At 41.7% G+C, this 12650-nt stretch carries 9 protein-coding genes; all 9 read right to left on the reverse strand.

Annotation, left to right across the window (positions count from 1 at the left end; genetic code table 11):
• Window positions 1-143 precede the first annotated feature (143 nt).
• Window positions 144-1238 (reverse strand): TatD family hydrolase, encoded by a 1095-nt coding sequence (locus IQ247_RS10240; RefSeq protein ID WP_322745482.1) that lies wholly within the window; start codon window positions 1236-1238, stop codon window positions 144-146.
• Window positions 1239-1358: 120 nt separating this feature from the next.
• Entirely contained in the window at window positions 1359-2312 is a 954-nt protein-coding gene (locus tag IQ247_RS10245) for an EboA family metabolite traffic protein (protein ID WP_193919531.1), read from the reverse strand.
• A 107-nt stretch (window positions 2313-2419) separates the two neighbouring features.
• The gene (scyF, locus tag IQ247_RS10250; protein WP_193919533.1) at window positions 2420-3589 is read right to left on the reverse strand and encodes a scytonemin biosynthesis PEP-CTERM protein ScyF; all 1170 of its coding nucleotides are present in this window, start codon (window positions 3587-3589) and stop codon (window positions 2420-2422) included.
• Between the two features lie 241 nt (window positions 3590-3830).
• Window positions 3831-4997 (reverse strand): scytonemin biosynthesis PEP-CTERM protein ScyF, encoded by a 1167-nt coding sequence (gene scyF / locus IQ247_RS10255; RefSeq protein WP_193919535.1) that lies wholly within the window; start codon window positions 4995-4997, stop codon window positions 3831-3833.
• 311 nt (window positions 4998-5308) lie between these two features.
• The gene (locus IQ247_RS10260; protein ID WP_193919537.1) at window positions 5309-6739 is read right to left on the reverse strand and encodes a ScyD/ScyE family protein; all 1431 of its coding nucleotides are present in this window, start codon (window positions 6737-6739) and stop codon (window positions 5309-5311) included.
• A 219-nt stretch (window positions 6740-6958) separates the two neighbouring features.
• Entirely contained in the window at window positions 6959-8095 is a 1137-nt protein-coding gene (locus IQ247_RS10265; RefSeq protein WP_193919539.1) for a ScyD/ScyE family protein, read from the reverse strand.
• Between the two features lie 294 nt (window positions 8096-8389).
• Complete coding sequence (scyC, locus tag IQ247_RS10270; protein WP_193919541.1) at window positions 8390-9334, reverse strand: scytonemin biosynthesis cyclase/decarboxylase ScyC; 945 nt, start codon at window positions 9332-9334, stop codon at window positions 8390-8392.
• Window positions 9335-9382: 48 nt separating this feature from the next.
• On the reverse strand, window positions 9383-10465 hold the full coding sequence (scyB, locus tag IQ247_RS10275; RefSeq protein ID WP_193919543.1) for a tryptophan dehydrogenase ScyB: 1083 nt from the start codon (window positions 10463-10465) through the stop codon (window positions 9383-9385).
• Window positions 10466-10541: 76 nt separating this feature from the next.
• Window positions 10542-12389, reverse strand: a complete 1848-nt coding sequence (gene scyA / locus IQ247_RS10280) for a scytonemin biosynthesis protein ScyA (protein WP_193919561.1) — start codon at window positions 12387-12389, stop codon at window positions 10542-10544.
• Window positions 12390-12650: the final 261 nt, after the last annotated feature.

Consider the following 12650-nt stretch of genomic DNA (forward strand, 5'->3'; position numbering starts at 1 on the left):
GAAGATAATTCTTATTTTTAACTCCTAACTCCTAACTCCTAACTCCTAACTCCTAACTCCTAACTCCTAACTCCTAACTCCTAACTCCTAACTCATAACTCCTAACTCCTAACTCATAACTCCTAATTCCTAACTCCTAACTTTTATTCAATTAGTGCGTATTCGGACTGAGATTCTTCGACTACTGGTTTTTGTCCCCGCAGTACGGAGTTACCGCTAAATAATTGCCGCTGGTCGATTGGTGATGGATTTAACCAATCGGATTCCTGTATTTGACCACTTTGGCTGTATGCTGCGAGGGCGTTTTCGTAACAGGTGGCTCGGACGTGGGCTTCTGGAATCCCTCTTTCTATCATTAATTGAGCGGTTTTTGGTACGGCTAAGGGGTCACTTACTCCCCAGTCGGCGCTGCTGTCTACGATGATTCGTTCGCAACCGTATTGACGCACAACTTCCACCATGCGAGCGTTACCCATTTTAGTATTGGGGTAAATTGTAAACGCTGCCCAAAAACCCCTATCTAATACTTCTTTGACGGTTTCTTCGTTATTGTGGTCTACAATCACTTTTGATGGTTCTAACCCATGTTCGATACATACATCCATACTGTGACTCGTACCCGCTTTTTTATCGCGGTGTGGTGTATGAATCATCACTAACATATCTAATTCTTTTGCTAACTCTAGCTGCAAGCGAAAATACTTATCTTCCGCAGGTGTCATATCGTCGTAACCGATTTCACCAATAGCAACTACACCTTCCTTACAAGCGTACAAAGGTAGTAATTCCATTACCTGTTCGGCTAAAGGTTCGTTATTAGCTTCCTTCGAGTTCAAACCAATAGTGCAATAATGTTTAATGCCAAACTGCGATGCTCGAAAGCGTTCCCAGCCCACCAAGCTGCTGAAATAATCTTGAAAAGAACCAATATTAGTCCGGGGTTGTCCCATCCAGAAAGCAGGTTCAATCACCGCAACAATACCCGCATTACGCATTTTTTCGTAATCATCGGTAGTGCGGGAACTCATGTGAATATGTGGATCTATATACATAATTTGATAGTTGATGGTTGATGGTTGATAGTTGATGGTTGATGGTTGATAGTTGATGGTTGATGGTTGATAGTTGAGTGAGGAGTTAGGAGGATGGAAGTTGAATCTTCTATAGTCGTTCCAATTAATTTTCGTAGTGGAAGCGTCTCGCTCCCTGGTAGTAGCTAGCGAGCAAGATGCTCGCACTACAAAAAATATTTAACTTAGCAAAACTAATGCAATTGAGTACTAGTTACGAGAGAGCTTTTTAAGTGAGACTAAAAATATTTTATTAATTCATCACTACTAACTCCTAACTCCTAACTCCTAACTCCTAACATTCTTCCAAGTCAGCCTTCCTGCTTGAATATCAGCTTTTAATTCTGGATATTGAGCAAGAATATCTTGCGCTTGGGGTAGGGGACATTCAGCACAAGCTAAAGCAGCAGCTGTTCGCTCAAGTAGTTTCTGTTGCCCTTTTCCGTTTGAATAAGGTTGAGTGTGAGATTCTGTTAAAATACGCTCTAAATCTGTTAATATTTCATCGTTGGCAAATTTTCCGACGCATCGCCACAATTCGGGTGATACGTCGCGTCCGGCTGCCCAACGTTCGTGAGCGTAATCAACTAACATTCTTGCTAGTTCTGGGTTTGCTCGTTCGTCGAGTCCTTGAATTAAATGCAATGGACTACCGACAAACAAGGCTTTTAAGACCATCTGATTCCAAGCTAGATTGTCTAAATATTCTGCTGGATAAGGATTTTGCAAAGCAACGGCATTGAAAACCGCTGTCATATTACTCCGGATTCCTTCAGCAGCCCGATCGCGAAGCGCTGCTCCAAGCAGATCGCAAAGTTGTTCGGGATGAGCAAGCAAGGGTAATGCTTGATATAGTGCTACTAATTCACCCATATCCGCAGCGGCAAATACTTGGTCTAATGTCCGCAAATATTGTTCTACATCTTTGAACTGTAAATTTAATACCAGTAAAACTCTGGCGGCTTGGTCTACAGTCCAATTAGCAGGAAACCAGTTATTGCAAATATTAGAGGCTGATTCTAACTCTTCAACAGTTGGCTGTATATCCTTTTTACCCGTATAACGAGGTACCGCACTAAAAGCGGTAAAAAATACCCGCGTCGCTGCACCATCCCTTATTAACTGTCGCTTTTCGTTCAACCAATTAACAGCCTCAGTATTGACTAGTCGGGACACCCAGCGATAAAGTAAATCTTCGGCGCTAATATTTTGTGTTTTTATAAAACTTGTTGCCAAAGTCATTATTTTATATGGTAATAAAATTTTTCTTGCTCTTTTGATTGATTCCGCTTTGTAGAGACGTAGCACTGCTACGTCTCAAAATCTAGCTGAATAACGTTAAATCCTAATTAAGCAGATTGTTGCTTGTTCTTTCTCATTTTAGTCGCAACACCACCAAGTGCAAATACTCCTAGACCTAATAAGGCTGTAGGTTCAGGAACCTTCTTGGAATCTTCATCACGGTTTACATTCAATACCTGTACGCGACCTTGGAAAAAGTCACCTACATAAAGTTTGCCATCGTTTAGTGATGTACCCGCAGTCCAGTTAAATCTACCTGGTGTAAGGTCTAATGGGTCGCCAAAAGGAGGTTCACCAAGTTGAGGGGGAGCAACAGGTTGACCTTCTTCATTAAGAGCAGGTTCGCCATAAGCAGTTAAGAAGTTACCTTGTCTGTCAAATACCTGCACGCGGCTGTTGATCGAGTCAGCTACATAAATATTTTCTTGGTCGTCAACTTCAACACCAATCGGCTGATTAAATTGACCTTCCCCGGTACCTTGTTCCCCAAAGACCAAGAGGGGTTCTCCTTCGGGAGTGAGTACCTGAACACGGTTATTAAATTGGTCGGTAACAAAAAAGTTTCCGCTGGTTGGAGATATTCTTACACCTGCTGGACCTTGGAATTGTCCTGGTTCTGTACCAGCACTACCAATACTACCGAGCAACTCGCCATCCTCGGTAAATTTAAGAATGCGATCGTTACTGAAATCTCCTACATATACATTGTTAGTTTCATCGAATGTGATTCCAGATGGCCCAAAGAAAGCTCTACCTTCAATAAGACCGCCAAATAAACCTTCGCCAAAGCTATTGACAAAGTTACCTTTTGAATCGTAAACATTGACACGATTGTTAAAAACATCACCTACATAAAGGTTTCCGTTTTTAGGGCTAAATTCTAGAGCTGAAGGTTCGTCAAATTCTCCAGGTCCGGTTCCACCGCTACCAACTGCGCCAATATATTCACCACTAGGGTTATATATCTCAACTTTATTACCAAGCTCTGGATTGAAAGAGCCATCTGGATTAAGACCACGACCGTTGGATACATAAACATTTCCAGTATCGTCCTGTACGGTTATACCTTGGGGAACGAAAAGCTCTCCCGGACCGAATCCTGGCGAACCAATTTGGCTATCGTATGTTAAGTTGATTGCTTTAGCTTCGGCGGTAGCTGCCAAAACCATAAATCCTGCACTTACAAAGGCTAATGATATATTTTTGACTAATTTCATCAATGAACTCCCGGTAGGGGTGGGTTAATACGTCCAGGTTTAAACCTAAAACTCTCAAAGCAAATAGCTTTTTTTATACTTGTCTAGTCCTAAGTAATTTTGAAATACACAATTAGCGATAAAGTAAATCTTCAGCAGTAATATTTTGGATTTCTGTAGAAATTAAATTCTTTTTGTTCCTGATGTAGAGACGTAGCATTGCTACGTCTTAAAATCTACCTTAATACGGTTAAATCCTAAATTAAGCAGATTGTTGCTTATTCTTTCTCAATTTAGTAGCAGCAGCACCAAGGGCAAATACTCCTAAACCTAACATTGTTGCAGGTTCGGGTACTTTCTTGGAATCTCTACCTTCTACATTTAATACCTGTACGCGACCAGTGAAGAAATCACCCACATAAACTTTGCTATCGTTGTAGCTTAAGCCACCACTCCAGTTAAATTTACCTGGTTCTAAGTCAGCAGGATTAGTAGCAAAAGGTAATTCTCCAGGTGCGGGGGGACCGGCATTTTCTACAGGTTCACCAAATACGGCTAAGAAATTACCATCCTTATCGAATACCTGAACGCGGCTGTTTTGCGAGTCAGCAACGTAAATATTCTCGAATTCATCTACGTCAATACCGATTGGCTCGTTAAATTGTCCCAATTCAGTACCTTCAGTACCAAAAGCAAACAAAGGATTAGCTTTGGAGTCGAGTACCTGAATCCGGTTATTAAATTGGTCGTTGATGTAAATATTGCCTGTATTTTGAGATATAGCTAGACCGGCAGGTCCATCAAACTGTCCCGGTGCGTTACCCAAACCACCATAGGTTTTAACTAATTCGCCATCTCTACCGTAAACCTTTACTACGTCAGCACTAAAATCAGTGACGTGCAAATTGCCTTCTCTGTCAAAATCTATACCACCGGGTCCGAAGAACAAATCGCCAGGTCCTTGACCACTGAATGAACCAAAGGAGGTCACAAATTCTCCAGTTTGGGGATTATATACGTCAATTTCGCTGTTAAAAACGTCAGCTACGTATAAGTTGCCAGAGATAGTGTCAAACTTCAAATCTCCTGGTTCGTCTATACCCGCTCCTTTTTGCCCTGTAACACCAGTTCCAATAGCCCGGAGATAAGTACCATCAGGACTAAATACATCAACTCTGTTGCCAACATTAGGAAGAAAACCAGCTCCTCCTGGTGTTGGGTCAAAACCGCGACCGTTACTTACATAGATATTTCCATCTGCATTGTTATAAGCAACACCTTGGGGAACGAAAAGCTGTCCGGGACCAAACCCCGGTTCGCCAATTTGGGTATCGAAAGTCAAATTTACTGCTTTAGCTTCGGCTGTTGCTGCCAAAACCATGAATCCCGCACTCGCAAAGGCTAATGATAAATTTGTGACAAACTTCATTGTTGAAAATCCTGATAGTGCTAGTTATACTTTTGATTAGGTAATGCGTCCGGGTCTAGACCTGGAAATCTTAACAGCAAGTTGCTATGCCATTTTAATGAGACAGCAAGTTGCTGTTTTTACTTGGATTCTAAGTATTCAGTCATCGTTTACGAAATTTTTGTAGTGGGAGCATCTTGCTGCCTGCTAGAGCTTTGTGCTAAAGCATCTTGCTGCCTGCTAGCGACCAAGATGGTCGCACTACTGTGACAGCGACTAAGATGCTCCCTGCTAGCGACCAAGATGGTCGCACTACTGTGAGATGATAACTGTTAAAGAACTTCTACGTTGTCCAAGATTTCTTCTAGCTTGTCTTCTTGACGCTTACGCTTGGCATATTTAGAAGCTGCACCAGCGGCTGCAATTCCTAATAAACCAAGCATGGAAGCAGGCTCAGGAACTTTTGTGGGGTTGTCAACTCCACTCTTTAAGTCAATCTTGACTAATTGACCTTGTTCTGCTAAACGAGCGCGGTTTGCAGTATACAAAGCACCATCACGATAAGTTAAACCAGAAGCTGCTTCTAAGCCGTTACCGTTCCAAATGGTTTCGCGAGTTCCATCTGCGTTCACTTTGATAATCGAACTGCTGATATCACCAATTACTTCCCCACCTTGCAGAATGTTTTTCCATTCTGAGGTGTTCATGTGTTGCAGTACGTACAAGTTGCCTTCTTCGTCGTATGCGGTACCAGTTAACTGAGTAAAGCCATCACCATCATTGGTGATTGTCTCTTGGATATTCAAATCTTCCCCAACTGAATATAAACGCGCTCTACCTTCTGGATAAGGGAAGTAGGAGTATTCAGCTACCGTAAAGCCTCCATTGGGAGACTCAACAATACCTGTAGGTACCGATTGGAAGGTGATAGGAAAATCTTGGCTTGCTTCTTCTCCTTGTGGAGGACCGCTAGGTACTTCCGTATCGTCACCTTGACCATTGATTGCTGGAAGTCCAGGTGCGTCAGATGGAATGTCTCCTGGGGGTTCAAAGCTAGGAAATTCAAGTTCGCTTTGGCTGACTGGTAGGATGGGGAATGCGGCTACATTTTGAATTCCGCTACCATCAAGTGCTGCTTTCCAGATGACGTTTGCACCACCATCTACGACGTAAGCAAAATCGTCTTTAATGGTCATTGCGTAAGGATTGGTAATGATGTCAGTACCATCTGGATTAAAGTCCACTTCATACTGAGCAAAATCCGCAACTTCTCTTCCTAAAGCACCATTTACTAGGTCAACTTCAAATAGTTTTCCCAGGGTAGGAGTTTGTAAAATTGGTCCGCTGTTGGAAGGGTCTCCAGCATAACCCATTAATAAATAACCGTTTCCTTTGCCATCAAATTTGAAGTCAGCAGGACCTGCTGCTTGTTCCCCAAAGGGTGTTAATGCTAAGGACGCAAGGTCTGAAATAACTGTTTGTTTGCTACCGTCGGTACCGATTTTGAGTAAAGAACCAGTGCTACCCGCACACAAAGGAATAAATTGTGAACTTGGTGATGGAACGCATCTTCCATCTGTTCCATCTCCACCTCTACCGCTGGTTGTCAGGTAGATATTTCCTTTAGAATCAAAGTCAAAATTACGAGGATTATCCAGACCATCCGCTAATACTGACAGCGAGGCTGCTTGTGCAGCTGTGGTTCCAAAAATTGAGGCAATACTTACAGTAAAAAGTGTCAGAGCAATTGACTTGAACTTCATAATTTGTGAAATTGATTAGTAATTTATGGAATAAATGCGGTTCCCTGAAGAACAGCCCCAATTATTGGGATATGAAAATCAAGCATATTGTGAAACACTTGGCGGTGTCGGTTTCCGTCCCGCCAAAGTGTTGAACCCGGAGGGTTAGCTTGAAACTTGTTTTCCGGTGGATATCACAATCTAATCGCGGCTTAAAATTACTTAAGCCATAACGTGCTATTAAATGTGACGGGAAATCTTTTGCGGATTCTCAACTCGGATTACCTGTCCCTTACCCGGACGACCACCTCGATTGATGATATAAAAATCACCATCAGGTCCGATTGTGAACGCAGATGGCATCTCTAATCCATCACCCTCGATTAGCGTTGTACGTTCGCCGTTCGGAGCAATTTTAATCAATGCTCCCTCTGGTTTTCCTTTCCATCCTGATTGATTCATATGTTGTAAAACATACAAATTACCTTCAGCATCAAAAGCTAAATCTATTAATTGCGTAAATCCATCAGCGAAAATCTCTAATTCGCCACGTGCATCAATTCGATAGATTCTCGCGCCACCTTCTGGAAAGGGAAAGCCAGTAAATTCACAAACGTAATCAGCACCATCCGCACCTTTAACTACATCCGTGGGTACCGATTGAATCGGTAGTTGGGAGGGTGGCGCTTGAGGATAAGCACTAGGAGGTGGTACGTGTCCCCGGTCAAAATTCTCTGCTTTTTTACCAGGAAATATGGGATTGGTTAATATCCGATTGGGAATCTTAGCAATTTTCTCTAAATTGCTACCATCAGTATTTATGCTGAAGAGGCTATTTGCGCCTGCATCAACTACTACCAATTTATTATTGTTTACGTAGAAAGACAAGGGATTACTGACAACTTCACAATCCCTTGACAAAATCTTATTAGTAACTTCATAATAAGAGATATCAGCAATGCTTGACCAAGTGCTTGTACTCAAATCACAAGTAATTACTCTTCCTAGGTCAGTATCGCCGAGGGTATCACGCAAAGCTGGATTCGCTGCCAAGCCTAACAAAACGTAAGCTTTGCCGTTTGCATCAAACTTAATATCATGAGGACCAGCAGCACCTGTACCGTCTGCAAAAGCCACAGAAGGTAATCCCGTCAAAACACGTTTAGTAGTGCCATTCTCAACTTTGGTAATAGCACCACTCAGACCGTAACTTAAATTTCCCTGACCGCTAGGAGAAGGAATAGAGGCTCCATCTCCACCAATTCCTGCTTCTGCAATATAAAGATTACCATCGGGGGCAAATGTTAACCCTTTGGGATTATCAAGATTGGAAGCAAGTATTTTAAAAGATGTATTTGTAAGTTGTTGTACAGTCATTCGATTTTAGATTTTAGATTTTAGATTTACCAAACAAGACTTTTATTAAAAACTAAAAAGCGAATAGCAATAAAATAGGTTTGATTTCCTCATATAATTGGCTAAAGTTATACCTGTGAAAAATAGTAAATAAACACCCTGTTAAATAGCTTTAAAATTTAGAATTCAATTAAGAGATTTTGGATTTACTTTATTGCATTAATTTTAGAATAAAGCCTTGAGACTTATAACTTTTAAGGATGAAAAGCTGAAAAAATATTTCAATCCAAAATCCAAAATCTAAAATCTAAAATTCTATTGCGGAATATAGCTCATTCCTCGATTAAAGCTTTCCAAATTACCAGCTTTGCTTTCTAACATTCGTTTGATGTTCATGCTTTCAGCCCCCAAATCTTCCATTTGCAGCTTGCCATGAATTTGCGATTTATCTGCTTTCCAAAAACTGATTCTGTGCATAATAAAACCGCGTGCTTCTGGATCAGCAAAAGCATAGGAACATGGAATTAATAACATGGGAGTCCGCTGATAAAATTCGTGTTCTGGATAGTAAAATTCTTGTTCGAGTAAATAATATTTACTCAAACCATGTAACTGTACCCTTGCTTTTACCGTTTGATTGTATTCATCGAGAAACTCACCCTCTGACTGGGAAACATCGCCATTAGGTCTGAGCATATGCGCCCAATCATCCATATTCCGCAAATCTTGCAAAAATTCGATACCCATTTCAATGGGAGCATCGACATATATAGTGTCAGTATCTATAAAATACTTTCCTTTGGCAGCTGAGGTTAAACCAGCTTTTCGCTCTAAATTTGCTTTGAGCGATCGCGATTCAGAAGTATGGACATTATGAATACCTTGCATAATCATCCCAGTTTGCCGTTTGGGATCAACAAAACTCAACCAGTGGAAATAGACTCCTTTTTCGTCTGTTCCTGGTTCTATATAATCGGTAGGGAAAAGTAGAACTGGGTAAACTTGGTAATATTTTTGATATTCCAAACCACAATGCCACTCAATGCCGTAAAATTTGGGATTGTCCAGTTTTTTAACGTGATAATAAAGATTTTCGTGATAACCAGAAGCTGTTCCCAGCCAAGTATCTTCGTCAATCTGTTCTATCATTCGACTAAATAACGTCCATTCATCCAGATTCTTCAAACTACAAAGATAGTCAAAAGCTGTCTTTGGTGAAGTCGCAATATAAGCAGATGTCGCAAATGTGTTTTTTTCCATAATCACCCTTTTACAGTTAACAATTATCAGTTACCAGTTATCAATTACTTAGCTTTTACCGTTTGTTGAACCAGCAGTTACTAAAACCTTTTTCATATTTTTAGCATTAGCAATTCTTTCTTCTGCTAACTGTTTGGAAGCTGCATCTGTGGTAATTTGCTGCTTTTCGGCTCGGTCAAAAATATCTAGCAAAGTATTATAAATATTTCTTACTTGCTTAAAGGCTTTCTCTTCGTTATAACCAATCATTTCGTTATAAACGTTGATTAATCCTCCGGCATTAATGACATAATCGGGAGCATACAAAATGCCTTTTTCTACAAGCATCATTCCGTCTGCTTTTTCTTCTCCAAGCTGATTATTCGCAGCACCAGCAATTACACTCGCTTTGATTTGGGGAATTGTTTCGCTATTAAGAATTCCACCCAAAGCACAAGGAGATAATACATCTACATCAAGTCCGTAGATTTCTGAAGGTTCAACTACAGTCGCACCAAACAGACGTTGAATTTCCTCGGTTCTCTCTTTGCTAATATCAGTCACAAAAAGTTTTGCGCCATTTTCATGTAAATGACGGCAAACATTTGTACCGACATTTCCTAAACCTTGAACCGCTACTTTTAATCCTTGTAAATTAGAAGTTTTCAAGCGAAATTCCACTGCCGCTTTTAAACCTAAAAAGACTCCCCATCCAGTTATAGGAGCAGGTCCCCCGGACTTTTCTTCAACACCTACAACATAGCTGGTTTCTCTGCTAATTTTTCGGACATCTTCCGGGGTCATATTAACATCTTGACCCGTAATAAAACGTCCGTTCAAACTATTGACAAAACGCCCATAAGCATATAAAAGTTCGTCGGTTTTATATGCAGGGTTGCCAATAATTACGGCTTTACCTCCACCAACGGGAATATCAGCACAAGCGGCTTTATAAGTCATACCCCGACTTAAACGTAAAGCATCTTTTAAAGCGGCTGCTTCATTGACATAAGGCAACATTCGTGTTGCACCCATCGCGGGCCCTAAACTCGTATCGTGAATCGCAATTATTGCTTTGATATCTGGGTCTTTACCATTACAAAACAATACTTGCTCGTGTCCCATTTCGGTGACGTTTTCAAAAAGATTCAATCTAGCTGCTCTCCTTATTAGAGGTTAAATCATAACTCCGGTAAAGACGTAGCAATGCTACGTCTCTACAACTCTGTTAAATATTCGGGAATGATGCTTGTACTTTTGGCTTACTCTCAGAAGTCGATTTGATTCCTTGAGCCGCTAGACCTTTATTACGTCCTTTGGAAGGAGCTGGTCTATCTGGATCGATCAGAACATCTATTACTATCGGGCCTGTTGCTGCGATCGCCATTTCTAGCGCTGCTGTAATTTCAGATTCTTTGGTAACGCGGATACCTTTGGCTCCCATTCCTCTGGCAATCATTTCAAAATCTGTCTGAGGGATGATTGCATCTGCACCAGTCATACCCAACATTTTCATGCCTTGATGACACATATTGTACCGAGCGTCGTTGAGGACAATCCATATTGCCGGAATCTGATATTTAACTGCTGTGCTGATTTCGTTGTTCATCAACATGGCTCCGTCTCCCACAATCGCAACAGCTTTACCGTTACGAACTTGGGCTGCACCGACAACACCTGTGACTGCGTGTCCCATGGCTCCGACTCCGGTGCTAACTCGGTAACGATTGGTTTGACCAAATCGCAATAGATTTGTTGACCAAGTAAAGGAGTTACCGCATTCAGCCATTACAACCGCATCGCTACCCTCTACAATTACTTTTTGAATCGCTTCCATCAAAACTTCTGGTCTAATGGGTGATTCTTTTCCAGGTTCCACTGGGGAACGTTCCGGTTTGGGTAATGATGAAGGTTGAAGGGATTTGACTCGATTTAATGCTTCGACATCGGTTTCTAGCTGACGCAACAATTGCTGTACAAAAGTTTTAATGTCTGATTGAATTCCCAAAGTCTTTGCATGAGGATAAGCTACTCCCGGTACGCTGGGATCAATATCAACATGAATGAAACCTTGTGCGGGAACCATTTCTTGATTCCAAAATGATGTCGGTTCGCTCAAACGACTTCCCAACACCAAGGTACGGATGGGAGCTTGTTCCTGCATATAAGTCATTACCGAACCATGACCACCCAAACCTGTCACTCCAACGAATTGGGGATGGTTTTCGGGGAAAATTCCTTTACCCCTGGGTGAACACATTACCGCTGCTCCAGTTTTTTCCGCAAGCTGACGAATTTCGTCGGCTGCATCACGCGCTCCAAATCCCAACCAAATGGCGAATGTACCTTGTGAAAGTAGATCGGCAACCTTTGCGATCGCGTTTTCATCAGCTGCTACCAAAGAACAGCTAACACCTTGTGCTGGTAATCGAACATCGCTCATAGCCATGTTCTGCACAGCGGTAGGTATGCTCAAGTGAGCGACATAACCCCCAGGCTGGGCAAATCCCAAAGCAAGTTTACGAAATATTTGCGGTAATTGAGCAGCAGATTCCACTGTGCTAGCATAATTAAACACTGTACCCGTGGTGAATATACCACTACTGGGCAAGGTGTCGGTACTGGTTTCCTGAATTGCCCACCGTCCCCGTTGTGCTGCGGAAGTGCAAGCTGACAGCAAAATCACTTTTGCACCTTCGCCACGCGCAGCGAATAACCCGGTTAAGGCGTTGGTTATACCAGGTCCTGCTGTGGTAAATACCACCGTAGGACTACCGCTGGCAAAATAAGCTTCTGTTGCGGCAAATGCTGCTCCAGCCTCGTGGCGGAAATTTAACACTTCTACACTACTGTTGGATAAAGCGCCCCACAATGATGCCATAGCACCTCCGGAAACGCCGTAGGCGGATTTTATCCCTAAGTTTTCAAACATTTGCGCTACTGCGTCAGCAACCGTCATATTCTCGTTGCTTTCGTCAATGCGTTTACTTGCAGATGCCTCTAGATAACTTTGATGAAGAACTTCCTTCGGCTGTAAACTCACAGGAGAAGATGTTCTAGTAAAATTTTTAACCATTATTTAAATATACGCTCCCTCAATGAGGTTCCGGTGTAACTAACTATTTACGACTTACGACTTCTCGGATGCTCTTCCAATTACAGTCAAAACTTCTTATGGTTGTACTTCTGAACTATTTCCTTATAACTTCACACCCAGCTATACAAACACTGGGAATGGTTAATTACCACTTTTGCTGTCAATAAAAAAATTTTAACTGGAGAAGCAAAACAACCAAGACTCTGTGTTTATACAAGACAGAGTACATAAATCTTATAG

The organism is Plectonema cf. radiosum LEGE 06105, assembly GCF_015207665.1.
Classification (GTDB): domain Bacteria; phylum Cyanobacteriota; class Cyanobacteriia; order Cyanobacteriales; family Nostocaceae; genus Rivularia; species Rivularia radiosa_A.

Bases quoted from the DNA above. Each gene is read 5' to 3' on its own strand.
- IQ247_RS10245 (WP_193919531.1), bottom strand. From the start codon at position 2,312: ATGACTTTGGCAACAAGTTTTATAAAAACACAAAATATTAGCGCCGAA.
- scyF (WP_193919533.1), bottom strand. From the start codon at position 3,589: ATGAAATTAGTCAAAAATATATCATTAGCCTTTGTAAGTGCAGGATTT.
- scyF (WP_193919535.1), bottom strand. From the start codon at position 4,997: ATGAAGTTTGTCACAAATTTATCATTAGCCTTTGCGAGTGCGGGATTC.
- IQ247_RS10260 (WP_193919537.1), bottom strand. From the start codon at position 6,739: ATGAAGTTCAAGTCAATTGCTCTGACACTTTTTACTGTAAGTATTGCC.
- IQ247_RS10265 (WP_193919539.1), bottom strand. From the start codon at position 8,095: ATGACTGTACAACAACTTACAAATACATCTTTTAAAATACTTGCTTCC.
- scyC (WP_193919541.1), bottom strand. From the start codon at position 9,334: ATGGAAAAAAACACATTTGCGACATCTGCTTATATTGCGACTTCACCA.
- scyA (WP_193919561.1), bottom strand. From the start codon at position 12,389: ATGGTTAAAAATTTTACTAGAACATCTTCTCCTGTGAGTTTACAGCCG.